Genomic DNA, 24,552 nt, shown 5'->3' on the forward strand with positions numbered 1-24,552 from the left:
CATGCAAAGCACCCCCTCTCGCCGGATGCCGCTGTGGCTTCTGGTCATCGTCACCATTGTCGGCACCCTGGCCATGCACATGTTTCTGCCGGCCCTGCCCGATGCCGGCCTGGCTCTTTCGGCCAGCAGCGGCCAGATGCAGCTCACCATCACGATCTACATCCTGGGCCTGGGTCTGGGCCAGCTGATTTACGGCCCGCTGTCCGACAGCCTGGGCCGACGCCCGATGCTGCTCACAGGCCTGGGCCTATTCTCGCTGGCCAGCCTGGCCGCCGCTGCGGCGCCATCAGCCTCCTGGCTCATCGGCGCACGCCTGTTCCAGGCCCTGGGCGGCTGTGCAGGCCTGGCCCTGGGCCGTGCGATCGCACGTGATACGGCCACGCCCGAGACCGCAGTCAGCAGCTTGGCCCTGCTCAACCTCATGATGATGCTGGGCCCCGGCATAGCACCGGCCCTGGGCTCGGCCATAGATCAGGCCTGGGGCTGGCGCGGCATTTTTGCGTGCCTGGCGGTGGCAGGGAGCATTACCGCAGCAAGCGTCTACAAGCTGCTGCCTGAAACAGGCCGCCCCACAGGCCGGCTTGACTGGCGCCTGGTACGCGACGACTACCGACGCCTGTTGTCCTCGCGGACATTCGTGGGCTTTGCCATTGGCGGCGGCTGTGCCACGACCTCGGTGTACGCCTTTCTTGCAGCCGCGCCCTTCATCTTCATAGACCAGTTGCACACCAGCAAACACGAGGTCGCCATCTATCTGGGCATTCTGATGGCCGGCATGGCTGCAGGCAATGCGCTGGCACGCCAGATGGTGCGCAGCATCGCGCTGGATAGGCTGATGCTCGGCGGCAATCTGCTGAGCCTGGTCGGGGCCATGGCCTTTCTGATCGCAGCCCTGCTGCACCAGCTCACACCTTATCTGGTCGTAGGCCTGATGCTCATGTTTGCCCTGGGCGCAGGCTTGGCCAGCCCCACGGCTTTGAGCCGCGCGCTGAGCGTACAACCCGATCTCACGGGATCGGCTGCCGGCGTCTATGGCTGCACGCAAATGGCTGTGGGCGGCCTGTGCACGCTGGGCGCCAGCTTTGGCAGCGATCCTGCACTGTCGGCAGCGCTGGTGCTGGCCCTGGCCTGCACCCTGGGCCAGTTGAGCTTCAGGGCTGCGCTACGCGCATCCGTACATCCAGGGGTCTCGCACTGAAAGCGTGAGCCCATCGACCATCACGATTCAACAATGCCGAGGACTGAAAGCAAACGCTGCTGCGCTCTATGGCCTTGTACCAGCACCAGTTGCCGCAGTCAGCGTTGCCAAGCAAAACACGCAGACGCGGCATCAGCCGCATCCAGACCTGCTCAATAAGCGACCATATGATCGCCGGGAATGCGATGTCTACAGATTGCCCACCATCTGCTCGGGCACCACCCAGGCGTCGAACTGTTCCCCCGTCACATGGCCGCTGGCAATGGCCGCTTCGCGCAGGCTTGTGCCTTCCTTGTGCGCTTTTTTGGCGATGAAGGCCGCCTTGTCGTAGCCGATGTGGGTGTTGAGCGCGGTGACCAGCATCAGCGAGCGGCCGACCAGCTCGGCAATGCGTTCGCGGTTGGGCTCAATGCCCACGGCGCAATGGTCGTTAAAGCTCACCATGCCATCGGCCAGCAGGCGCACGCTCTGCAAAAAATTGTGCGCCACCAGCGGGCGGAACACATTCAGCTCGAAGTTGCCGGAGGCTCCGCCAAAGTTGATGGCCACATCGTTGCCAAACACCTGGGCGGCCAGCATGGTCACGGCCTCGCTCTGCGTGGGATTGACCTTGCCCGGCATGATCGACGAGCCCGGCTCGTTCTCGGGAATGGACAACTCACCCAGGCCGCTGCGCGGGCCGCTGGCCAGCCAGCGCACATCGTTGGCAATCTTCATCATGCTGGCGGCCACGGTCTTGAGCGCGCCATGGGCATGCACCAGCGCATCGCAGCTGGCCAGCGACTCGAATTTGTTGGGCGAGGTCACAAAGGGGTAGCCGGTGAGCTGTGACAGCTCGGCTGCCACGCCTTCGGCATAGCCCTTGGGCGCATTCAGCCCCGTGCCCACGGCCGTGCCGCCCAGGGCCAGTTCATACAGATGCGGCAGCGCGGCGCGCACATGGCGCTCGCCATGGGCCAGCTGGGCCACCCAGCCGGAGATTTCCTGGCCCAGGGTTAACGGTGTGGCATCCTGCAAATGGGTACGGCCGATCTTGACGATATCGGCAAAGGCCTCGCTCTTGGCCTGCAACGTGGCGCGCAGCTTGGCCATGGCCGGCAACAGCTTTTGCTCCAGGGCCGTCACGGCGGCCACATGCATGGCCGTGGGGTAGACGTCGTTGCTGGACTGGCTTTTGTTCACATCGTCATTCGGGTGCACCAGGCGGCCTTCGCCGCGCTCACCACCCAAGATTTCACTGGCACGGTTGGCCAGCACCTCGTTGACGTTCATATTCGTCTGCGTGCCCGAGCCGGTCTGCCAGACCACCAGCGGGAACTCATCCGGATGCTTGCCGGCAACCACCTCATCGGCGGCGGCATTGATGGCTTTGGACTTTTTTTCATCCAGCAGGCCCAACGCGTGGTTGACGCTGGCCGAGGCTTTTTTCACCTGGGCCAGCGCATGGATGATTTCACGCGGCTGCTGCTCGCCGCTGATGTCGAAGTTCTGCAGCGAGCGCTGCGTCTGCGCGCCCCACAGCTTGTCTGCGGGCACGGCGATGGGGCCGAAAGTGTCTTTTTCCTGGCGGGTGGCGGTCATGAATCAAGGCTCCTGAACAAAGAAGCGGCACTGCTGGCTACGCAAAGGCCTGGCTGCCTGGCCGCGAACAAGTTCAGCATGGTAATGCCTTGAACAAGAACTCTTCTCACTTGAGACGCAAACGCCTTCACAAAGTGATGCCGCCGGTGGCTGCCTGTCCAGCCATACCCCTCGACTCTTCTACAAGACTGGCCTGTCTTGCTGCGCCCGCAGGCGCTCAGAGCCGATAATCGGCCCACCCTGTTTTCCCAATAAAGAAGCTTCACGATGACCACTCCCATTCGTCAGCAGGACCTGATCGATTCGATCGCGGGCGCCCTGCAGTACATCAGCTACTACCATCCCGCCGACTACATACAGCACCTGACCCGCGCCTATGAGCGCGAGCAAAGCCTGGCGGCCAAGGACGCCATGGCCCAGATCCTGACCAACTCCAAGATGGCGGCCACGGGCCACCGCCCCATCTGCCAGGACACGGGCATCGTCAACGTCTTCCTCAAGGTGGGCATGGACGTGAAGTGGGAAGGCTTTACCGGCAGCCTTGAGGACGCCATCAACGAAGGCGTGCGCCGTGGCTACAACCACCCCGACAACACGCTGCGTGCCTCGGTCGTGGCCGATCCGCACTTTGCGCGCAAGAACACCCGGGACAACACGCCGGCCGTGATCTTCACGCAGATCGTGCCCGGCAACACCGTGGACATCACGGTCGCGGCCAAGGGCGGCGGCAGCGAGAACAAATCCAAGATGATCATGATGAACCCCAGCGATTCGCTGGTGGACTGGGTGCTCAAGACCGTGCCCACCATGGGCGCGGGCTGGTGCCCTCCCGGCATGCTGGGCATCGGCATTGGCGGCACGGCGGAAAAAGCCGTGTTGCTGGCCAAGGAAAGCCTCATGGAAGACCTCGACATGTACGAGCTGCAGGCCAAGAGCTCACGCGGCGAAAAGCTCGACCAGATTGAGGAGCTGCGTCTTGAGCTCTACGAAAAAGTCAACGCCCTGGGCATCGGCGCCCAGGGCCTGGGCGGCCTGGCCACGGTGCTGGACATCAAGATCAAGATGTACCCCACGCATGCAGCCAGCAAGCCCGTGGCCATGATTCCCAACTGCGCCGCCACGCGCCACGCCCACTTCGTGATGGACGGCTCGGGCCCCGTCTACCTGGATGCACCCAGCCTGGACCTGTGGCCCAAAATCGACTGGGAGCCCGATTACAACAAAAGCAAGAAGGTCGATCTCAACACCCTGACCAAGCAAGAGGTCGCGAGCTGGAAGCCCGGTGACACCCTGCTGCTCAACGGCAAGATGCTCACCGGCCGCGATGCGGCCCACAAGCGCATCCAGGACATGCTGGCCAAGGGCGGGAAGCTGCCCGTGGACTTCACCAACCGCGTGATCTACTACGTGGGCCCGGTGGACCCCGTGGGTGACGAGGCCGTGGGCCCCGCAGGCCCGACCACGGCCACGCGCATGGACAAGTTCACCGACATGATGCTCGAGCAGACCGGCCTGATCGCCATGATCGGCAAGGCCGAACGCGGCCCCGTGGCCATAGAGAGCATCAAGAACCACAAGAGCGCCTACCTCATGGCCGTAGGCGGCGCCGCCTACCTGGTCTCCAAGGCCATCAAGAACGCCAAGGTCGTGGGCTTCGAGGACCTGGGCATGGAAGCCATCTACGAGTTCGACGTGGTCGACATGCCCGTCACCGTGGCCGTGGATGCAGGCGGCACCAGCGCCCACATCACGGGCCCGGCCGAATGGCAAAAGCGCATTGCCAGCGGCGAGTTCAAGGGCATCGAGCTGGCCTCGGCCTGAGGGCGTGAACACGCTCTGAGTGGCCGCAGCCCAGTGCGCCAGCCTTTCGGGCCCACGCGCTGGGCCCGGCCCGCGCAAGGGCTTGAGGTCTGGGCGAGAATGCCTGCATGGACTTGCAGACTGCCCCCCTCGCACCGCCAGCCTTTGCCCAGCGCCAGAGCTTTCATGCCCTGGGCCCGGGCTTTCATACCGAGCTCAACCCCAGCCCCGTGCCCGAGCCCCACTGGCTCGCCCGCAGCGACGACGTTGCCGACCTGCTCGGCTTTGATGCCGCATGGATGGCCGGCGACGAAGCCCTGCAGGTGTTTGCGGGCAATGCGCTGCTGCCCGGCAGCCGGCCGCTGGCCAGCGTCTACAGCGGCCATCAGTTCGGCGTCTGGGCCGGACAGCTGGGCGACGGGCGGGCCATCCTGCTCGGCGAGACCGACAACGGGCTTGAAGTACAGCTCAAGGGCGCAGGGCGCACGCCCTACTCACGCATGGGAGACGGTCGCGCCGTGCTGCGCTCATCGATCCGCGAATTTCTTTGCAGCGAAGCCATGCATGCGCTGGGCATTCCCAGCACGCGGGCACTGGCCCTGGTGGGCTCGCCCCTGCCGGTACGCCGCGAGCAGATAGAGACGGCAGCGGTCGTCACGCGCGTCGCGCCCAGCTTCATCCGCTTCGGGCATTTCGAGCATTTCGCGGCGCGCGACATGCAGTCCGAGCTCAAGGCCCTGGCCGACCAGGTGATCGACCAGCACTACCCCGAGTGCCGCAGCGCCAGCAGCCTTCAAGCCAATGCCTACGCCAACTTCCTGCAGGCCGTGAGCGAGCGCACGGCACGCCTGCTCGCCCAGTGGCAGGCCCAGGGCTTTTGCCACGGGGTCATGAACACCGACAACATGAGCATTCTGGGCCTGACCATAGACTACGGCCCGTTCCAGTTCCTAGACAGCTTCGATCCCGGCCATGTCTGCAATCACAGCGACAGCCAGGGCCGCTACGCGTTCAACCGCCAGCCCCAGGTGGCCTACTGGAACCTGTTCTGCCTGGGCCAGGCCTTGCTGCCACTGATAGGCGACGAGGAGCTCACGCTGGCCGCGCTGGAGTCGTACAAGCAGGTCTTCCCGCAGGCCTATGCCGCTCAGATGCTGGCCAAGCTGGGCCTGCCCGAGGATGCGCCCGGCACCTCGGTGGACGAAGGCAGATTTGCGCACCTGGTCAACCCCTTGCTGCAACTGCTCTCGGACAACCGCGTCGACTACAGCATCTTCTTCACGCGGCTGACCCAGGCCGTTCAAGACCTGGCCCGCAACCAGGCGCAGAATCCGCAGGTCCCGCAGCAGGCCGACTTCGAGCCCCTGCGCGACATCATTCTCGACCGCGCGGGTTTCGATGCCTGGGCGCTCCTTTATTCAGAGCAGCTTGCGCTTTTCACACCTGCGTCAGCGGCCAGTTTGATGCAAAAATCCAATCCTCGCTTCCTGCTGCGCAACCATCTTGCGGAAACGGTGATACGCGCAACGCAGGAAGGCGACTTCGGCCCGCTGACTCAGTTGCAGGCCGTGCTGCAAACCCCTTTCGACGCCCATCCCGAGCACGCGGACTGGGCCGACTTCCCGCCCGACTGGGCCTCCTCCCTAGAGATCAGCTGTTCATCATGAGCTATCCCGTACAGAAAACCGATCAGCAGTGGCAGGACTTGCTTGAGGCCAAAAATGCCGAGCCACACGCCTTCGAAGTCACGCGCCGCGCCGCCACAGAGCGCCCGTTCACGGGCAAGTACGAGCAGTTCTGGGCCGACGGCAGCTACCACTGCATCTGCTGCGGAGCCAAGCTGTTCGACTCCCCCACCAAGTTCGACGCCGGCTGCGGCTGGCCCAGCTTCGACCAGGCCTTGCCAGGCGCGATTACCGAGATCGTGGACCGCAGCCACGGCATGCTGCGCACGGAAACCGTTTGCAGCCAATGCGGCGCGCACCTGGGCCATGTGTTCCCGGACGGACCCACGCAGACCGGGCTCAGGTATTGCATGAACTCGGCATCGCTGGAGTTCAAGTAAGCGCCTGCTGAAAGCCGCAGCGCAGGCTCCAAGCACCCTGCCCCCACACATCCCAGGACCCTTTTCCAGAGCAATTCCGTGAGCCACGACGCCCAGCAAATTCTTTCCGTTCTCGACGACTGCGCACAGTCCTTCAGCTTTCCCATGCTGGACAACGGCTATGTCTACCCGGCCGCGAGCCGGCTGAGCCTGTTTCGCTCCGCGCAGGACTGGTGCCTGGTCGTGGAGATCTTCGGTTTCTCCCCGAGGGCCGGACTGCCCGACGTCCAGATCCAGACCATGGGCAGCCGCGTCAAGCTCCAGCGCGGCCCCGAGGATTTTGCAGATTCTCTGGCCTATGCCAGCTACCTGGACAACAGCGCGCACAACGAATCGGCCTTTGTCTACCCGGTGGACGAAGGCGACTGGATCGATCCCGAGGACGGCGAGATGCTGGCCTCCGATGCCAGCACCCTGACACTCAGGGGGAAAAGCCTGGCCCTGCCGCCGCTGCAAGCCTATGCGGATGCAGGCATAGAGCTGGAGCAGGCACCGCGCGTGCAGGTCTTCGAGCTCGCGCGCTACCTGGCCCATGTGGAGCGCGATGCCGTGCTGGCCACACGCGAGGAGCGGCGCCTGTGCGTGCCCGACGAGCTCGAGGAGGTGCTGGTGCTGGATGCATGGCTGCATCCCGACCTGGCCGGTGACGAGCTGCCCAGCAGTAGCCACTGCCTGCAGATGCTGGCCCAGGTGCTGGCCGGAGCCCCGGCATCGACCTACAGGCCCGAGCAGGCGCCGAATACGCACTGGTCCCACTGGCCCGATGGCGGAACGCTCTGAGCCACGCCCATGAGTCTTCCCCGCAAAGGCAGGCGCCGCATCGTGGTCGACGGCAGCGCCTATCTGTGGCGCATCAGGCAGCGCCCCACCTACACCCAGGGCCTGGCCTCGGCAGGGCTGAGCTTTGCCGTACAGCAGGAGAGTTCGCCTGCTTGCACCCTACTGGTGAGCCTGCAGACCCCGAGGCCGGACAACTGGATGGGACTTGAAGGAGCAATCGTCACGTCAGCGCTCGTGGCCCGGACGATACGCCTGGCTCTGGCCCAAGGCTGGCGCCCGGAGCGCAGCGGCAGCGCGCTGTGCCTGCAGTTGGACGATAGCGGCAGGCCCTCTGGCCCCGTCTCAAGCCCGGTTGAGCGCCCATGAACCACCGGCAGGCCCTGCAGGACAGGCGAGTCGCGCGCAACACCTGCAGGCCAAGAGCCTGCGCGCGCTCCAGCCCCCAGCAAGAGCAGGCCCCGCAATGGCCTGCATGTCTGAAGGCCCAGGCATGCAGCACCCGGCGTGTGGCCACAGCGCCTCAGCGCCGGTACAAGGTGGCCGAGGGCGATTCGTCAAAGCGCTTTCTATAGGCGGCGGCAAACAGGCCGAAGCTTGCATACCCCCATTGCGCAGCCAGGTCGCGCACCGTCGCCCCCTGAGGGGCGAGCAGCAGCTCGGCACGCACGCCGCTCAGCCTGAGCTCGCGCAAGGCCTGCATGGGCGTGCAGCCTCGGAACTCGCGAAAGGCTGCGCTCAGCGTGCGCACGCTGACGCCCGCAACCGCGGCCAGCTCGCTCAGCGTAGGCGCCTGGCGTGCATGCTCGCGCATGTACTGCTCGGCGGCCAGCACATGCCGGGGCGCCAGGCGGTGCACGGTGGCGGCTTCAGGCTGGTCCAGTTGCTGGCGCCACAGCGTGAGCAAATGCATGCCCAGAGTCTCCTCAAGATGCCGGCCCAGCGGGCCCTGCTCCACGGCTTCGGGCATTTGCGTGATGCAGCGGCAGGCATAGGAGAGCAGCGCAATCCAGCTCGACTGCGCGCCACCGAAGCGAAATTTGCAGCTCCACATGCGTTCGTCGGCAGGCCGGCCGAACCAGCGCTCGTAAAGCCCGGCCATGGCCTCGTGCGCAAAGGTCAGGTTCACCTGCAAATGCTCGGCATCCGCATCCAGCCGGTAGTGGGTGCGCGAGTTGTCGACCAGAAAGGCTTCGCCGATGCCGGTATCGCTATAGCTCTTGCCACAGGACCAGTGGCGTATGGCACCACGCAGCGTGGTCAGCACCATGCCCAGGCCGGCCTCGGCCGAGAACTCCCGCAGATGCACGGGAATGCCGTAGCTGAAGCGGCTGAGCGTGAAATGCCCTATGCGCACCGCATCCAGCACCGAGTCCGGCCTTCTGGCCGGCCCCTGGGGCGACGCCTCGTAAGGCATGTAGACCTGGCGGCACCAGTGCTGGACTTCATCCCAGTCGGAGGAAGCCACCAGCCGGTGTCGCAGGCTGGCAGCTCCCTGGGCATCGGTGATCAGGACATTGCGTATCGCGTCCATGCAATCGTCTCCTTGCGGTGCTCTGCGACCGCAAGGCGCGGCGAACTCAGCGCAGGTGATGGTAAATGGCCGACTCGAATTCCACAAACGCCGGGTAGGAGACTGCATCCTGGAACGGCAGGATCTGCGTGGCCCAGAAGCCGCCTATGCCCGTGCTCTTGTCTATCCAGTAATAGCAATTGGCAAGGCCCGCCCACATCAGCGAGCCTGCAGCGCGCCCGCTCGGCGTGGGCTCGCGGTTGGTCATGAAGCTATAGGACCAGCCCTTGGGCGTGCCTGCAAAGAATTCGCCCGAATTGCTCAGCGAGGCAATGGCGCCGGTCCAGCCGCCCGCGCTCAGCCCCATGGGCAACAGACCGTCGCGGGCCATGGCCTGCACGGTCTCAGGCTTGAGCACACGGCCATGGGGGCCGGCGCCATCGTTCAAGATCATGCGGATGAACTTCATGTATTCGCCCACGCTCGCATACAGTCCATGGCCGCCCATGTCCATGGGCGGCGGCTCGGGCAGCACCAGATCGGGCAAGGGCGTAAGCCGGCCATCCGCCGCGCGGTCGTGAATCGTCACCCGCCGCGCACGCATGGCGTCCGTCATACCGAAGCCGATCTCCTGCATGCCTAGCGGCGCGAAGATGCGCTCGGCCATGACCGCACCCAGGCGCTTGCCACGCAGCTTCTCGACAATCAGGCCCAGCCAGTCGATGTTCACGCCATAGCTCCAGGCCTCGCCCGGATCGTGCAGCAGCACGCTGCGTATGGACTCGGGGCTGCAGGAAACCACGGTGGGCAGGCCTTTGGCTTCGCGATACCGGAGGTCGTCGGCGCTGAAGAACTCGTAGGAAAAGCCGGCCGTGTGCAGCATCAGGTCATTGACCGTGATCTTGCGCCTGGGCGCGCGCGTCACGGGCTGGCCCTGGGCATCAAAGCCCTGGAGCACTTCGATGCGATCTATCTCGGGCAGATACTTGCCGGCCTCGTCCTCCAGCGTCAGCAACCCCTCCTCCACGAGCTGCATGATGCAGGTGCCGGTCAAGGCCTTGGTGGTGGAGAACAGCGCAAACACCGCGTCCGTGCCCATGGGCAGATCGCGGCCCAGCTCACGCGTGCCCGCCGCACCTTCATAGAAATTGCCGTCACGGTCCGTGGCCATGGCCACCACACCGGGCACTCCGCCATGGCGTGTGGCAGTCTGGGCAAGTATGGCGTCAAGTGCGATCCTGACATTCATCTTCATTGCATGTCTCCTTGATTGTTATGCGCCCCTGAAGGCCGTGGCCGCAAGCGCTGCAGCCATGCTCCATGGACAGCGCAAATCTAGTCCCCGGACCTGACTCCGGCGATCTGTATCCGGCAAGCCCCTGTCTCCATCCGGCAGAAAATGCCATCGCAGATGGCGCCCTGCGCATGTTTTGAGCTTGGTTCATACTCGCGGGCCTGGCAGAGAAAAAACAAGCACAAAACAAACATGAGCACAGCAGCATCGAGCACCGCGCCTTCGGGCATGCGCCAGGCAGACTGGATCAACGCCCTTGTCGTCATCGTGATCTGGGGCCTGAACTTCGTGGTCATGAAATGGGGCCTGGACACGATCTCGCCCATGCTGCTGTGCGCGCTGCGCTTCATGGCGGCCTCACTGCCGTTCCTGCTGTTCGTGCGCCCGCCCAAAAGCGTTTCCTGGGGTCTGCTCGCGGCCTACGGCCTGGTCCAGGGCGTGGGCCAGTTCGGCCTGCTGTTCACGGCCATGCGGCTGGGCATGCCGGCCGGCATGGCCTCGGTGGTGCTTCAGACCCAGGCCTTCATCACCATGCTGCTGGCCGCAGCCCTGCTGGCAGAAAAGCCCCAGCGCTGGCAGTGGCTGGGACTGTTCGTGGCCCTGGCCGGCCTGATGCTGATAGGAGCCACCCATGGCAGTGGCGCAGCCGGCATGTCACTGACGGCTTTCATCTGCACCCTGGGTGCGGCCGGCATGTGGGCGGGATCAAACCTGCTCACGCGCCTGGCCGCGAAGAACGGGCCTTACGAGCCCGTGTCCTTCATCGTCTGGTCCAGCCTGTTCCCCATCCTGCCTTTGCTGCTGCTCTCGGCCTGGCTCGATGGTACGGATTCCATGCAGCAGCAACTGCTGGCTCTTGGCTGGCGCGAGATGGGCGTGATCGCCTATCTGGCCCTGCTCTCGACCCTGCTCGGCTATGGGCTGTGGACGCGCTTGCTGCAGCGCTATGCGGCCAGCACCGTGGCCCCGCTATCCCTGCTCGTGCCCGTGATCGGCCTGCTCTCGGCCATGCTGCTGCTGGGCGAGCTCCCATCCTGGCTGCAATGGCTGGGCACGCTGGGCGTGCTGCTGGGCATGGTCGTGAATCAGTTTGGCGGCAAATGGGGCAGATCGGGCCGCTGAGCCTGGCTGCCCTGCAAGAAGGCGCGCTCCACCAGTGAGGCCAGTTCGGCCCGGGCCACGCGGCCACGGCGTTCGGCGTCGGCCAGGCCGAGCAGTGTGGAAATCCAGATTTCTGCCAGCGCAGCTGCGCTGAAGTCGATGCGAAACACGCCCTGCTGCTGCCCCCGCAGGAAAAAAGCATCCAGCTGCTCGTCCCAGTGCGCGCTTTCGTCCACAGCGGCGTCCACTTCCTTCCAGTAATAGGTCAGAAAACCGACGAATTCACGCTGCTCCAGGTTCAGTGCTGTCAGGCGCTGCAGGGCCTGCAGCGGGTGATCTTCCTGCAGCCTGGCCTGGGCCAAGGCGGCCGACATGGTCTGCATGCTGTGGGCCAGCAGCCTGGCCACCAGATCTTCGCGCGTGCGGCTGAAGCGGTAGAGCGTGGCCTTGCTGATGCCTATGGCCTTGGCCAGCTCCTGCAACGAAGCTCGGGGATGGTTGGTCAAGGCCAAAGCCAAAGCCGGCAGTATGGATACCTCTTGGGCGGGGCTGCTTGCAGTCATGGAATGGTTCTCACCTCCGTTTGAAACGAAAAAGATTCAACTCGAGCAATATTGTGCCTTTCAGAAGGTGTGACTTCTGTCTCCGAGGTAAAGATTGACCTCACAATAAATGAACCTTTTTCGATTCATTTGGATTTTTGAAATACTATCCAACACTTTCAAGAATTCAAAAGATAGCGTCATGTCTATGCGACACCCCGGTCTGTGGCGGCCTGTGGCCACGGCGGCATTGCTGGTCCTGCTGGCCGGCTGCGGCAAATCTCCCGAAACCAATGCCTCCGGCGCCGCACCCGAGCCCGTGGATGTGCTGGCGGTTCAAACCCAGGCCTTTACCGTCAGCAGCGAGCTGCCGGGCCGTGTGGAGCCGGTGCGTGTGGCCGAGGTGCGCGCCCGCGTGCCCGGCATTGTGCTGAGCCGCCATTTCCGTGAAGGGGCCGACGTCAAGGCCGGCGAGCTGCTGTTCCGCATCGACCCAGCGCCCCTGCGCGCCGCGCTGTCGCGCGCCCAGGGCGAGCTGGCACGTGCCGAGGCGGCCCTGGCCGAGGCCCAGGCCCTGCTGCGCCGCTATGAGCCCCTGGTGGCCATCGAGGCGGTGAGCCGCCAGGACTTTGACAGCGCCCAGGCGGCCCAGCGCAGTGCCAAGGCCGCGCGCCAGTCGGCCCTGGCCGAGGTGGAGGCCGCCCGGCTCAACCTGGACTACACCGAGGTCAAGGCGCCCATTGCCGGCCGCATAGGCCGTGCGCTGGTGACCGAGGGCGCGCTGGTGGGCCAGAACGAGGCCACACCCATGACCTTGATCCAGCAGATCTCGCCGGTGTATGTGGACTTCCAGCAGCCTGCGGCCGAGGCCCAGCGCCTGCGCGTGGCCATGGCCGAGGGCAAGCTCCAGGGCGCCTCGGGCAAGGATGCGCCAGTAAGCCTGATCTTGGAGGGCACCAGCGTGCAGCGCCAGGGCAAGCTGCTGTTCTCCGACATCAGCGTGGACCGTGCCACCGGCCAGCTGTCGCTGCGCGGTGAGTTCGACAACCGCGACGGCCTGCTGCTGCCCGGCATGTATGTGCGCGTGCAACTCCACCAGGGCCAGGACCCTGCCGCCATCCTGCTGCCCCAGCGTGCCGTGCAGCGCGGTGCCGACGGCAGCGCCCATGTGCTGGTGGTCGACCAGGAACAGAAGGCCCAGATCCGCCCGGTGCGCACCGGTGCCATGCAGGGTGCGCTGTGGCAGATCACCGAAGGGCTGGTGCCCGGTGACCAGGTCATTGTGGGCCGCATGGCCAAGATCCAGCCCGGCAGCAAGGTCGCTCCCGCGCCTGTGAAGCCCAAGGCCGCGGACGCTGCAGCATCGGAGGCCGCCGCCCCCGAAGCCCCTGCGCCCGCCGCAACGAAATAAAGCGATATGTCCCAGTTTTTCATCAACCGCCCCAATTTCGCCTGGGTGGTGGCCATCTTCATCACCTTGGCGGGCCTGCTGTCCATCACCGCTTTGCCGGTGTCGCAGTTCCCGAACGTGGCGCCGCCCCAGATTTCGATCTGGTCGTCCTACCCGGGCGCCTCGGCCACCACGGTCATGGAATCCGTGACCAGCGTGATCGAAGAGGAACTCAACGGCACCAAGGGCCTGCTGTACTTTGATTCGTCCAGCGACTCCACGGGCCAGTCCGAAATCTCGGCCACATTCGCACCGGGCACCGACCCGGCCATGGCCCAAGTGGAGGTGCAAAACCGCATCAAAAAAGCCGAGGCACGCCTGCCTGGCGCGGTGATGCAAATGGGCCTGCAGGTGGAGCAGGCCAGCGCCAACTTTCTGCTGATTTACTCGCTGACCTACAAGGGCGACGACACGGGCAAGAACGAGGTGGCCCTGTCCGACTACGCCGTGCGCAGCGTGAACAACGAAATCCGCCGCATTCCCGGCGTGGGCAAGGTGCAGTTCTTCAGCGCCGACGTGGCCATGCGCGTGTGGATCGACCCGCAGAAACTGCTGGGCTACGGCCTGTCGGTGGCCGATGTGAATGCCGCCATTGCCGCGCAAAACGTGCAAGTGCCCGCAGGCAGCTTTGGCGCCCAGCCGGGCTCGCCCGAGCAGGAGTTGAGCGCTTCCATCGTGGTGCATGGTGCCTTGAGCTCGCCCGAGGAATTCGGCCATATCGTGCTGCGCGCCAAGGGCGACGGCGCCACCGTGCGCCTGGCCGATGTGGCCCGCCTGGAAGTGGGCCAGCTGGACTACACCTTCTCCTCGCGCGAAGACGGTCGCAAGGGCGTGGCCGCCGCCGTGCAGCTGGCGCCCGGCGCCAATGCCCTGGCCACCTCCAAGGCCGTCAAGGCGCGCCTGGCCGAGCTGTCCCAGAACTTCCCCAGCGACATCCAGTATTCCGTGCCCTATGACACCTCGCGCTTTGTGCAGGTGGCCATCGGCAAGGTGATCCAGACCCTGATCGAGGCCGTGGTGCTGGTGTTTCTGGTGATGTGGCTGTTTCTGCAGAACCTGCGCTACACGCTGATCCCCACCATCGTGGTGCCGGTGTGTCTGGCGGGCACGCTGGCCGTGATGTATGGCCTGGGCTTCTCGGTGAACATGATGACCATGTTCGGCATGGTGCTGGCCATTGGCATCCTGGTGGATGACGCCATCGTGGTGGTGGAGAACGTGGAGCGCCTCATGGCGGAGGAGGGCTTAAGCCCACGCGAGGCCACCATCAAGGCCATGCAGCAGGTCTCGGGCGCGATTGTAGGCATCACCCTGGTGCTGTCTGCGGTGTTCATACCGCTGGCTTTCATGAGCGGATCGGTGGGGGTGATCTACCGCCAGTTCTCGCTGTCGCTGGCCGTGTCCATTCTGTTCTCGGGCTTTTTGGCGCTGACCTTCACGCCGGCGCTGTGTGCCACATTGCTCCAGCCCATTCCCCAGGGCGCGCACCATGCAAAGCGCGGCTTTTTCGGCTGGTTCAACCGCCGCTTTGCGCGGCTGACGGAGCGCTTCAACCTGCTGAACCAGAAGCTGGCCCGGCGCGTGGGCCGCTCTATGCTGCTCTACGCCGCCCTGGTCGGCCTGCTGGGCGGCATGTATGTGCGCATGCCCGAGTCCTTTGTGCCGTATGAGGACATGGGCTACTACATCGTCAGCCTGCAGCTGCCCCCAGGCGCCACCGAGTCGCGCACCGCAGCCATGGTGCGCGATATGGAAGCCTATCTGCAGGAACGCCCCGCCACCGAGCAGGTGGAGTTCTTGCTGGGCTGGAGCTTCTCTGGCTCGGGCCAGAACGCGGCCATGGCCTTCATCACGCTCAAGGACTGGTCGCTGCGCACACCCGCGCAGGCCTCCTGGCATGAAGTCGAAGCCTTTAACAAGCGCTTTGGCAGCATCCAGGACGGTACGGCCATGGCGGTGGACCCACCGCCCATTGATGGCCTGGGCAATTCCGGCGGCTTCTCGCTGCGCCTGCAGGACCGTGCCAATCTGGGCCGCGAAGCCTTGGTGGATGCCCGCAACGAGTTGCTGAAAAAAGCCAATGCCTCGCCCGTCATCGCCTACGCCATGATGGAAAACCTGGAAGATGCGCCCCAGCTGCGCCTGGATATAGACCGCCGCCAGGCCATGGCCCAGGGCGTGGACTTCACCGCCATCAGCACGGCGCTGTCCACCGCCTACGGCTCGGCCGTGATCAACGAGTTCCCCAACGCCGGCCGCCTGCAGCGCGTGGTGGTGCAGGCCGATACCGCGGCGCGCATGAAGCCCGAAGACCTGCTGCGCCTGTATGTGCCCAATGACCAGGGCCAGCAGGTGCCACTGGCCTCGTTTGCCACGGTGAAGTGGGAAATGGGCCCGGTGCAGATCTCGCGCTACAACGGCTATCCGGCCTTCCGCATCTCGGGCGACGCCAAGCCCGGCTACACCACGGGCCAGGCCATGGCCGAGCTGGAGCGCATAGCTGCCGGGCTACCCCAGGGCATTGGCTATGAATGGACCGGCCTGTCCTATCAGGAACGGGCTGCAGGTGCCCAGGCACCCAAGCTGTTTGCGCTGGCGATTCTGGTGGTGTTCCTGCTGCTGGTGGCCTTGTACGAAAGCTGGAGCATTCCGGCCTCGGTGATGCTCATTGTGCCCATTGGTGCCCTGGGCGCCGTGGCGGCGGTCTCGGCCGTGGGCCTGGCCAACGATGTGTACTTCAAGGTGGGACTGATCACCATCATCGGCCTGGCAGCCAAGAACGCGATCTTGATCGTGGAGTTCGCCAAAAGCCTGCATGAGCAGGGCCTGAGCCTGCGGGATGCCGCCTTGCAGGCCGCACGCCTGCGCTTTCGGCCCATCATCATGACCTCGCTGGCCTTCATCCTGGGCGTGGTACCGCTGGCTCTGGCCTCGGGTGCCGGCGCCTCCAGCCAGGCCGCCATCGGCATTGCCGTGATTGGCGGCATGCTGAGCGCCACCTTGCTGGGCGTTGTTTTTGTACCGGTGTTTTTTGTCTGGGTGCTCTCGCTGTGGCGTGGACGCACCAAGGAGGACGGCAAAAAGCCCGCCCTCCCCGAGCAAGGAGAGTCCGCATGATGCGTGACCTGATCTCATCTGCCCTGCCCTCTACCCTTCCGACTGCGCCAGCACCTGGCCGCCTGGCCTTGCTGGTGGCCGCTGCGGCCCTGGTCGCGGGCTGCTCCATGGCCCCTGTCCACCAAAGACCGGCCGCGCCGGTGCCTGCAGTCTGGGCATGGGCCGGTGACAGCAGCGCTACGGCCCCTGCCGCCGCCACCCTGGCCTGGCAGGACTTTGTGACCGATGCCCTGCTGCGCCAGCGCATAGCGCAAGCCCTGGCCCATAACCGCGACCTGCGCCAAGCCCTGCTGGATGTGGAGGCCGCACGCGCCATGTATGGCGTGCAGCGGGCCGAGCGCCTGCCCGGCGTGGAGGTACAGGCCTCTGGCAACCGCCAGCGCCTGCCCGGCGACCTCAGCGCCGCAGGCGCATCCACCGTGCAAAGCAGCTACCAGGCCGGCGTGGGTCTGGCCGCCTTCGAGCTGGACCTGTTCGGCCGCGTGCGCAGCCTGTCTGAAGCCGCGCTGCAGGAATACCTGGCCAGCGAGGAAGCCGCACGCAGCGTGCAGATCAGCCTGGTGGCCGAGGTGGTGCAGGCCTCGCTGCTGCACGACAGCGCCCGCCAGCGCGTGGCGCTGACCCAGCGCACCCTGGCCTCGCGCGAAGCGGCGCTGCAGCTGGTGCAGCAACGCCGCCAGCATGGCCTGGACACGGCCCTGGACCTGCACGAGGCCGAAAGCCTGACCGAGCAGGCCCGTACCGAGCTGGAGCGTTCCGAGCGCCAGTACCGCCAGGCCGGCAATGCGCTGACGCTGCTGCTGGGCCAGCCCCCACAGGACCAGGAACAGGCCGCAGACCAGGCCATGGACCAAGCCCTCTCCACCTTGCCCCTGGTGCAGGACATAGGCCCGGGCATGCCGGCCGATTTACTCACCCACCGCCCCGACATCCGTGCTGCCGAGCACCTGCTGCAGTCCCGCAACGCCAGCATTGGCGCGGCGCGCGCGGCATTCTTTCCGCGCATCTCGCTGACCGGCGCCTTGGGCAGCAGCAGCGCCGAGCTGTCCCATCTGTTCCAGGGAGGTCAACGCAGCTGGTCCTTCATGCCCCAGCTGCAGCTGCCCATTTTTGACGGCGGCCGCAACCAGGCCAATCTGGACCTGGCCCAGGTGCGCAAGGACATGGCCGTGGTGGCTTACGAAAAAAGCATCCAGACCGCTTTCCGCGAAGTGGCCGATGCCCTGGCCGCTACCGACACCTTGCGGCGTGAAGAAGCGGCCCAGCGCAAGCTGGTCACCAGCAGCGCCCAAAGCCTGACCCTGGCCACGGCCCGCTACCGCGCCGGTGTGGACAGCCATTTGCGCTATCTGGATGCCGAGCGCAGCCACTTTGCCAGCCAGCTGGCCCTGATCGATGTGGCCACCGAGCGCCAGATTGCGCTGACTACGCTGTACAAGGCTTTAGGCGGCGGCTGGAAAAAGGATAGAACACCCCCCTGAGGCGCTGCGCGCCTTCCCCCCGCTCTTCGCGAGCTGCCTGCTGATTTGTTCAGGCCCGCCCGGGCTTACCGGCCATGCCCTGTCTGCCGCCGTGCCAGCGCCTAACGCGTCGCAACGGCAGGCAGAGCATCCTGCCTCATGGCTCGCACAATGGCGGCCAGCATCAGGCCATAGGCCGGCACGAACAACAGCAGGCTGACCAAAAGCTTGATCACATAGTCCACGGCTGCGATCTCCACCCAATGGGCTGCCATGAAAGCATCGGTGCTGCGCCAGAACGCAATGCCGAAGAAGGCCACGGTATCCAACGCCTGCCCGAATACCGAGGCCGCGACCGGCGCCAGCCACCAGTTGCGGCTTTGCTGGCGTATGCGGTCAAAGACCTGGATATCGAGCAACTGGCCCAGCACATAGGCCGCAAAGCTGGCGAGCGCGATACGAAACACGAAAGTGTTGAACTCTCCCAGGGCTTGCCAGCCGTTGAAGTGTCCTTCATGGAACAGCACGCCCACCACATAGGAGGCCAGCAGCGCGGGCAGCATGGCCCGCGTGATTACGCGGCGAGCCTGGACCTTGCCGATGAGCCGCACCGTCAGGTCCGTGGCCAGAAAGATGAAGGGGAAGCTGAACGCCCCCCAGGTGCTGTGAAAGCCCAGCAGGTTGATCGGCAACTGCACCAGGTAGTTGCTGGCGATGACGATGGCGATATGAAATACCACCAGGGCGCAAAGGTAGAACGGCACGCGCGAAGCCTGTGCCTGCATGGAAGTCATGAGCATCCTTTTTGATCAATGGGGGTGAGGGAACCCATGGAACGGCAGCCAGGCAAATCCTGGAGCCGCAGATTGCGAAGGCGCAGATTGTAGGCTTGCTGGCAATGGCCTTGCACAGCCCGTGAAAACCAGGCTTGGGATTTTTCAATCGGATCTGTCACAAAACACCATCACTCCACGTCTTAACGGCATGTACCCCTCATCCCGCCCTGAACCCTCTGCGAACCGGCATCTGCCCATCTTCGAGCAGCAGCGCTCGCGCCTCATGGGAATTGCCTATCGCATGCTGGGCTCACGCGAGCAGGCACAGGACGTGCTGCAGGACGCCTGGCTGCGCTGGAGCGCCACGCCGCTGGAAAGCGTGGACACCGCCCAGGCCTGGCTGACCAGCACGGTCACACGCCTGTGCGTGGACAGCCTGCGAGCCACGCGCAGCGAGCGCCAGGCCTATAGCGGGCCATGGCTGCCGGCACCCTGGTTGGAGCCGGACAGCGCTCCTGCTGCCGATGCGCGGGCCGAGCTCGCCAGCGACCTGTCGATTGCCCTGCTGGTACTGCTGGAGAGCCTGACACCCGACGAGCGCGCGGCCTTTTTGCTGCACGACGTGTTCGACAGCGACTATGCCGAGGTCGCCAGCGTGCTCGGCAAGACCCAGGCCGCCTGCCGCCAGCTCGTGCACCGCGCGCGCAGCCATGTGCGCCAGCGCAAGACACGCTTTGCGGTCACGCCCGAAGCCTCGCGCGCACTCATACAGCGCTTTGTCGAAGGCATGCGCACGCAGGACCACGCGGCCCTGCTCGCACTTTTTTCCCAGGATGCACTGTGGACTGCCGACGGCGGCGGCAAGGCGCCTGCGGCCAGCAAGAGCCTGCACGGACCACGCGCACTCTCGCGCCTGGCTGCGGCCGTGTGGCGCTTGTACCTGCAGTTCCGCCGCTTCGAGGAAGTCGATGTCAATGGCGCCCCAGGCCTGGTACTGCGCGATGCCCAGGGAGCTGCCCTGTCCGTCATGGGCTTCGAGACCGACGGAGTGCATATCCATGCCGTGTATTCGCAGCTCAACCCCGACAAGCTGCGCAATCTCTAGTGTCCTGAAGCAAAAGTGCATTGAACAAGCCTCCAGTCCAGAGCACCGTCTTGTCATTCCGCCAACCCTCAAAGGAGAAATCATGACCCATGCCCAGCGCATAGACCTCCCCCGCAACCACGCTGCAAGCTATGCGGCCATGCTCGGCCTGCAAAAGCATGTGAATGCAGGCAACCTGCCCATACGGCTGCATGAGCTCGTGAAGATGCGCGCCTCGCAGATCAACGGCTGCGCCTTCTGCCTGGACCTGCATGCACGCGTGGCACGCGAGCACGGCGAAACCGATCAGCGCCTGCATCTGCTGAATGCCTGGCGCGAAAGCGGCGCCTTCGATGCGCGCGAATGTGCAGCCCTGGCCTGGACCGAGGCGCTCACGCGCGTGGAGCAATCCCAGATGCCGGACAGCATCTACGAGGAGGTCAAGGCCCAGTTCAGCGAAGCCGAGATCGTCGAGCTGTCCATAGCCATCGTCACCATCAACAGCTGGAACAGGCTCATGATTGCGTTTCGCACGCCGCCTGCAGCGCATGTCCCAGGCTGACATAATTTATAAAAATCGGGCTCCAGCGCTTACCTGGCATGCGCAAGCAGCTATTTTTTCGATAGCAAAACAACGATTACCAGAGCTGGCCCTCGAATCTGCGCACCAGAAAGTCGAGCAAGGCCCTGAGTGCCGGAGCCATATGCTTGCGCGAAGCGTAGAGCGCATACACCGTGAGCGCAGGCGGCTGCCATGCTGGCAGCAGCAGCTCCAATCGACCAGCCTGCAGCAAAGGCCGCACCAGGTAGGCCGGCAACAGCGCGATACCTGCACCGGCTTCGGCTGCGGCCATGAGAGCCGTGGCGTCATTGGCCGTGAACTGCGTGGGCACGTCGACCACCTGCTCGCGCGCCTCGTTGCTCTCGCGCGCAAAATGCCATTCGCTGCGGCCGAAGTTGGCATGGCCCAGACAGCGGTGGTCTTGCAGATCGCGGGGCTCCTCGGGACTCCCGGCACGCTCCAGATAAGCAGGCGACGCGACCAGCAATGACTCGCAAATCGCCAGCGGCCGTGCGATCAGGGCCGGATCGGGGTCGGCACTGATGCGTATCGCCAGGTCGATACGCTCGGCCACCAGGTTCAGCGCGCCTTCGCTGACGTTCAGATCCAGCTTGAGCCGGGGGTGCAAAGCCAGAAAGTCGCCCAGCACGGGCGCCAGCTGGGCGTAACCAAACGACATGCTGCAGGTGAGCCGCAACTGACCGCGCAGCTCGCCGTTGGCCGGAGCTGTTTCCTGCTCCACCTCGGCAGCCAGGGCCAGCATTTGCAGACAGCGGCGCAGGCATTGCTCCCCCGCATCGGTCAGCGTCACACTGCGCGTGCTGCGCTGCAGCAAGCGCGCACCCAGCCATTGCTCCATATGCGCCACATAGCGCGTGACCATGGCACGCGACATGGTCAACCGCTCGCTGCTCGCCGTGAAGCTGCCGGTCTGGGCCACATCGGCGAAAACGCGCATGGCAGTCAATCTATCCATGGTATTTGATCGATTCAAGAAACAATAAAGCGCATTTTCAACGGTTTATCTGAATCATTTCAAGCAATAAATTCTGGGAATCGATATTTTTGATTCAGGACCTCGCCCATGACTTTGCGTCTCAAAACCAGCAGCCTTGGCTGCGCCCTGGCGCTCACCCTCGGTACGGCCCAGGCGGCAGCCCCGCTGGAGCTCAAGACCTATCAGGCCGATCACAACAGCTTCAGCGTCACCTCCACGCTGGTCAGCGGCCCCACGCAAGCCATCGTCGTGGACAGCGGCTTCACACGCGCCGATGCCTTGCGCATCGCCGCGAATGTGCTGGACAGTGGCAAACAGCTGACCCATGTACTGATCAGCAATGCCGACCCCGACTATTACTTCGGCGCCCAGACCCTCAAGCAGCTGTTTCCGCAAGCAAAGTTCGTGGCACCGGTGGCCGTGCGCGAAAAAATCCAGGCTGGCCTCGACGGCAAGCTGGCTTTCTGGTCGCCCAAGATGGGAGCCAATGCACCCCAGGCCCTGCCTGCAGGCAGCCTGCTGCCCGAGCCCCTGCAGGAAGGCTCACTCAGCGTGGACGGACAGGCGCTGGAAATACGCGGCACCACGGGGCCGCTGGCCCACAGGCCCTATGTGTGGATTCCGTCGCTGCAGGCCATTGTTGGCAACGTGTCCGTTTTCGGCAACATGCATGTATGGACGGCAGACACCCGGACAGACACCGAGCGCCGGGCCTGGATTGCCCAGCTCGACGAAATGAAGGCCTTGAAGCCACGCGTGGTCGTGCCCGGCCACATGCAGCCCGGCACGGCCCTGGATGGCAAGAGCATTGACTTCACACGCGGCTATCTGGTGCGCTTCGAGACGGCTCTGAAAAAAGGCCACACCAGCGCAGACGTGATCAAAAGCCTGGAGCAGGCCTATCCCAAGCTCGACGGCCGTGCCTCACTGGAGCTGGGTGCCAAGGTCGGCAAGGGCGAGATGTCCTGGTAGGTCTTGCGCTTACTTGAGGCTTCCCGAGAGAAAGCGCGCCAGGCGCTCGCTCCTGGGCGAGCTCAGCACCTGGCGGGCATCGCCCTGCTCCTCGATCAGGCCCTTGTGCAAGAAGACCACGTGGTTCGAAACCTCGCGTGCGAATCCGATCTCGTGGGTCACGACCAGCATGGTGCGCCCCTCATGGGCCAGCAACTGGATCACGCGCAGCACCTCGCCCACGAGCTCAGGGTCGAGTGCGCTCGTAGGTTCGTCGAACAGCATGACTTCAGGCTCCACGGCCAGGGCCCGGGCAATGGCCACGCGCTGCTGCTGGCCTCCGCTCATATGGTTGGGCCAGCTGTCCTCGCGCCCCTCCAGGCCCACAAGCCTCAGGTATTTGCGGGCACGCTCCACGGCCTCATCCTTGCCAATGCCCAGCACATGAATGGGCACCTCGACAATGTTCTGCAGCACCGTTTTATGCGCCCACAAGTTGAAATGCTGGAACACCATGGCCAACCGGGTGCGCATGCGCTGCAACTGGGCGGGCTCCACAGCCTCGAGCTCGCCTGTGCGCCCGGCCTTGAGCCTGAGCTCCTCGCCCGCTACCACAATGCGGCCTTGCTGGGGCTTTTCCAGCAGATTGATACAGCGCAGCAGCGTGCTCTTGCCCGAGCCCGAGCTGCCCAGGAGGCTGATCACGTCTCCGGCCCTGGCAGCCAAGCTGACCCCCTTGAGCACCTGGTTGTCTCCATAGCTTTTATGGATGTTCTCGGCCTGTAGCTTGTATTCGGTAGAGCTCATAAACATTCAATGCGTGCGCGGAACCAGATACGCCAGAAAGTGCTTTTCCAGCAGACGAAAACAGCCTATGAGTGCAAAGGTCACGCACAGGTAGAGCACGGCTGCGGCCAGGTAGGCCTCGAACGGCAAATAGAAATCTGAATAGATCCGGCTGGCGACGGCCGTGATGTCCGTCAGTGCAGGCACGGCACTGGCCAGCGTGGTCGCATGCAGCAGCATCACGGCCTCGTTGCAATAAGGGGGCAGAGAGCGGCGCAAGGCTCCGGGGAGAACCACTCGCGCCATGATCTTCCAGCGGCCCATGCCCATGGCGCGCGCCGCCTCGACCTCACCCTGAGCCGTCTCGCGTATAGCGCCAGCCACGATCTCGGCCGTATAGCCTGCGGTATTGAGTGCAAAGGCCAGCAAGGCACAAAAGAACGGCTGCTTGAAATACGTCCAGGGCCAGATCTGGTCCCAGCGCGCCTGAATCCACTCAAGCTGGGCCAGTCCGTAATAGATCAGATAGACCTGGATCAGCAGCGGCGTGCCGCGCACAAAGTAGGTAAAACTGCCCAGCAGCCTCTCCAGCAGCCAGTTGCCGCTGGTCAGCCCCAGGGCCACGAGCAAGGCCAGCACGCCTCCTGCGACCAGGCTGGACAAAAGCAGGCTCAACGTCGTGAGCAGACCTTGGCCATACATCAACAGGTGCTGGGGCTCAAAGATCACGTCCCAGCTCATAGGCCCACCTTTTCCGAGCCAAGGCTGTAACGGTTGTTCAAGCGCTTGAGCACCCAGAGCGAGATGCTGGTGAACACCAGATACAACGCAGCCGCAAACAACAGAAACACAAACGGCTGGCGCGTGGCCGCACTCGCCTGCTTGGCCAGATACGTCATGTCCTGCAGGCCGATCAGGCTCACCAGGGCCGTGGCCTTGATCAGCACCAGCCAGTTATTCGTGTAGCCAGGCAGGGCATAGCGCAACATCTGCGGCAGCGTGATGCGAAAAAAAGTCTTGCCCGGCCCCATGCCGAAAGCCCAGGCAGCCTCCATCTGCCCGCGCGGTATCGACATGATGGCGCCCCTGAACGTCTCGGTCATGTAGGCACCGTAGATGAAGCCCAGCGTGACCACACCCGCAACAAAAGGATTGAGATCCAGCGTGTAATCCAGCCCCATGGATTCGAACAGGCTGTTGATGCCAATGGCTGCGCCATAAAACACCAGCAGCATGAGCACCAGCTCGGGGATGCCGCGCACCACGGTGGTGTAGAGCGTGGCCAGCCAGACCAGGGAGCGCCGCCCCGAAAGCTTGGCCGTGGCGCCCAGCAGCCCAAGCATGGTGGACAGCATCAAGGAAGCCAGGGACACGGCTACGGTCAACAAGGCTCCTTGCGTAATCGACAAAAGGTATTCACTCATCGGCGCACCGTTCTCATGAGGCCCCGCCGCCCGGG

22 protein-coding genes are annotated in these 24,552 nt (G+C 64.4%); 13 read left to right on the plus strand and 9 right to left on the minus strand.

Going from position 1 to position 24,552, the window contains the following annotated elements; translation table 11 throughout:
- Window position 1 precedes the first annotated feature (1 nt).
- On the plus strand, window positions 2-1,198 hold the full coding sequence (locus G486_RS0113025; protein ID WP_027015937.1) for a multidrug effflux MFS transporter: 1,197 nt from the start codon (window positions 2-4) through the stop codon (window positions 1,196-1,198).
- Between the two features lie 189 nt (window positions 1,199-1,387).
- Here the strand turns inward: G486_RS0113025 and fumC are convergent, their stop codons facing one another.
- A complete protein-coding gene (fumC, locus tag G486_RS0113030) occupies window positions 1,388-2,779 on the minus strand; it encodes a class II fumarate hydratase (RefSeq protein WP_027015938.1) in 1,392 nt (463 codons plus the stop codon).
- Between the two features lie 267 nt (window positions 2,780-3,046).
- Here fumC and G486_RS0113035 point away from each other — a divergent pair, with 267 nt between their 5' ends.
- The 5 genes from G486_RS0113035 to G486_RS0113055 all read left to right on the plus strand — a co-directional run bounded on the left by G486_RS0113035 (window position 3,047) and on the right by G486_RS0113055 (window position 7,829).
- Window positions 3,047-4,600: a fumarate hydratase gene (locus tag G486_RS0113035; RefSeq protein ID WP_027015939.1), complete on the plus strand. Its 1,554-nt coding sequence runs from the start codon at window positions 3,047-3,049 to the stop codon at window positions 4,598-4,600.
- A 107-nt stretch (window positions 4,601-4,707) separates the two neighbouring features.
- The gene (locus G486_RS0113040) at window positions 4,708-6,246 is read left to right on the plus strand and encodes a protein adenylyltransferase SelO (RefSeq protein WP_027015940.1); all 1,539 of its coding nucleotides are present in this window, start codon (window positions 4,708-4,710) and stop codon (window positions 6,244-6,246) included.
- Window positions 6,243-6,644 (plus strand): peptide-methionine (R)-S-oxide reductase MsrB, encoded by a 402-nt coding sequence (gene msrB / locus G486_RS0113045; RefSeq protein ID WP_027015941.1) that lies wholly within the window; start codon window positions 6,243-6,245, stop codon window positions 6,642-6,644. The genes G486_RS0113040 and msrB overlap by 4 nt, the downstream gene beginning before the upstream one ends.
- 78 nt (window positions 6,645-6,722) lie before the next feature.
- Window positions 6,723-7,463 (plus strand): DUF7003 family protein, encoded by a 741-nt coding sequence (locus tag G486_RS0113050; RefSeq protein WP_027015942.1) that lies wholly within the window; start codon window positions 6,723-6,725, stop codon window positions 7,461-7,463.
- Window positions 7,464-7,472: 9 nt separating this feature from the next.
- The gene (locus G486_RS0113055) at window positions 7,473-7,829 is read left to right on the plus strand and encodes a hypothetical protein (RefSeq protein WP_027015943.1); all 357 of its coding nucleotides are present in this window, start codon (window positions 7,473-7,475) and stop codon (window positions 7,827-7,829) included.
- Between the two features lie 154 nt (window positions 7,830-7,983).
- On the opposite strand, the gene G486_RS0113060 is transcribed toward G486_RS0113055, so the two are convergent.
- Both G486_RS0113060 and G486_RS0113065 read right to left on the minus strand, forming a co-directional pair.
- The gene (locus tag G486_RS0113060) at window positions 7,984-8,994 is read right to left on the minus strand and encodes an AraC family transcriptional regulator (RefSeq protein WP_027015944.1); all 1,011 of its coding nucleotides are present in this window, start codon (window positions 8,992-8,994) and stop codon (window positions 7,984-7,986) included.
- Between the two features lie 46 nt (window positions 8,995-9,040).
- Entirely contained in the window at window positions 9,041-10,228 is a 1,188-nt protein-coding gene (locus G486_RS0113065) for a serine hydrolase domain-containing protein (RefSeq protein ID WP_027015945.1), read from the minus strand.
- A gap of 231 nt (window positions 10,229-10,459) precedes the next feature.
- Here G486_RS0113065 and G486_RS0113075 point away from each other — a divergent pair, with 231 nt between their 5' ends.
- Window positions 10,460-11,389, plus strand: a complete 930-nt coding sequence (locus tag G486_RS0113075; RefSeq protein WP_027015946.1) for an EamA family transporter — start codon at window positions 10,460-10,462, stop codon at window positions 11,387-11,389.
- Here the strand turns inward: G486_RS0113075 and G486_RS0113080 are convergent.
- The gene (locus G486_RS0113080; protein WP_027015947.1) at window positions 11,353-11,931 is read right to left on the minus strand and encodes a TetR/AcrR family transcriptional regulator; all 579 of its coding nucleotides are present in this window, start codon (window positions 11,929-11,931) and stop codon (window positions 11,353-11,355) included. The genes G486_RS0113075 and G486_RS0113080 overlap by 37 nt on opposite strands.
- 181 nt (window positions 11,932-12,112) lie before the next feature.
- Here G486_RS0113080 and G486_RS22285 point away from each other — a divergent pair, with 181 nt between their 5' ends.
- The 3 genes from G486_RS22285 to G486_RS0113095 are packed head-to-tail and all read left to right on the plus strand — an operon-like array spanning window position 12,113 to window position 17,958.
- Window positions 12,113-13,321 carry an efflux RND transporter periplasmic adaptor subunit gene (locus tag G486_RS22285; RefSeq protein WP_051303492.1) on the plus strand — a complete coding sequence of 403 codons (1,209 nt, stop codon included), beginning with the start codon at window positions 12,113-12,115 and terminating at the stop codon, window positions 13,319-13,321.
- Between the two features lie 6 nt (window positions 13,322-13,327).
- Window positions 13,328-16,477, plus strand: a complete 3,150-nt coding sequence (locus G486_RS0113090) for an efflux RND transporter permease subunit (RefSeq protein ID WP_027015948.1) — start codon at window positions 13,328-13,330, stop codon at window positions 16,475-16,477.
- Window positions 16,477-17,958, plus strand: coding sequence for an efflux transporter outer membrane subunit (locus tag G486_RS0113095; protein ID WP_051303498.1), 1,482 nt, complete (start codon window positions 16,477-16,479; stop codon window positions 17,956-17,958). The genes G486_RS0113090 and G486_RS0113095 overlap by 1 nt, the downstream gene beginning before the upstream one ends.
- A 101-nt stretch (window positions 17,959-18,059) precedes the next feature.
- Here G486_RS0113095 and G486_RS0113100 read toward each other — a convergent pair whose 3' ends face one another.
- The gene (locus tag G486_RS0113100; RefSeq protein WP_027015950.1) at window positions 18,060-18,731 is read right to left on the minus strand and encodes a 7-cyano-7-deazaguanine/7-aminomethyl-7-deazaguanine transporter; all 672 of its coding nucleotides are present in this window, start codon (window positions 18,729-18,731) and stop codon (window positions 18,060-18,062) included.
- A gap of 190 nt (window positions 18,732-18,921) precedes the next feature.
- On the opposite strand from G486_RS0113100, the gene sigJ reads away from it, so the two are divergent.
- Both sigJ and G486_RS0113110 read left to right on the plus strand, forming a co-directional pair.
- Complete coding sequence (gene sigJ, locus G486_RS0113105) at window positions 18,922-19,818, plus strand: RNA polymerase sigma factor SigJ (protein WP_027015951.1); 897 nt, start codon at window positions 18,922-18,924, stop codon at window positions 19,816-19,818.
- 82 nt (window positions 19,819-19,900) lie between these two features.
- Complete coding sequence (locus tag G486_RS0113110; protein WP_027015952.1) at window positions 19,901-20,359, plus strand: carboxymuconolactone decarboxylase family protein; 459 nt, start codon at window positions 19,901-19,903, stop codon at window positions 20,357-20,359.
- A 76-nt stretch (window positions 20,360-20,435) separates the two neighbouring features.
- Here the strand turns inward: G486_RS0113110 and G486_RS0113115 are convergent, their stop codons facing one another.
- Complete coding sequence (locus G486_RS0113115) at window positions 20,436-21,335, minus strand: LysR family transcriptional regulator (RefSeq protein WP_027015953.1); 900 nt, start codon at window positions 21,333-21,335, stop codon at window positions 20,436-20,438.
- Window positions 21,336-21,443: 108 nt separating this feature from the next.
- Between G486_RS0113115 and G486_RS0113120 the strand changes: the two genes are divergently transcribed.
- Window positions 21,444-22,328, plus strand: a complete 885-nt coding sequence (locus G486_RS0113120; RefSeq protein WP_027015954.1) for an MBL fold metallo-hydrolase — start codon at window positions 21,444-21,446, stop codon at window positions 22,326-22,328.
- A 9-nt stretch (window positions 22,329-22,337) separates the two neighbouring features.
- Here G486_RS0113120 and G486_RS0113125 read toward each other — a convergent pair whose 3' ends face one another.
- The 3 genes from G486_RS0113125 to G486_RS0113135 are packed head-to-tail and all read right to left on the minus strand — an operon-like array spanning window position 22,338 to window position 24,517.
- Complete coding sequence (locus tag G486_RS0113125) at window positions 22,338-23,114, minus strand: ABC transporter ATP-binding protein (protein WP_027015955.1); 777 nt, start codon at window positions 23,112-23,114, stop codon at window positions 22,338-22,340.
- 6 nt (window positions 23,115-23,120) lie between these two features.
- On the minus strand, window positions 23,121-23,834 hold the full coding sequence (locus G486_RS0113130) for an ABC transporter permease (protein WP_027015956.1): 714 nt from the start codon (window positions 23,832-23,834) through the stop codon (window positions 23,121-23,123).
- Window positions 23,831-24,517, minus strand: a complete 687-nt coding sequence (locus tag G486_RS0113135; RefSeq protein WP_027015957.1) for an ABC transporter permease — start codon at window positions 24,515-24,517, stop codon at window positions 23,831-23,833. The genes G486_RS0113130 and G486_RS0113135 overlap by 4 nt, the downstream gene beginning before the upstream one ends.
- Between the last annotated feature and the right edge of the window lie 35 nt (window positions 24,518-24,552).

This window comes from Comamonas composti DSM 21721 (assembly GCF_000429845.1).
In the GTDB taxonomy this organism is placed as follows: domain Bacteria; phylum Pseudomonadota; class Gammaproteobacteria; order Burkholderiales; family Burkholderiaceae_C; genus Comamonas; species Comamonas composti.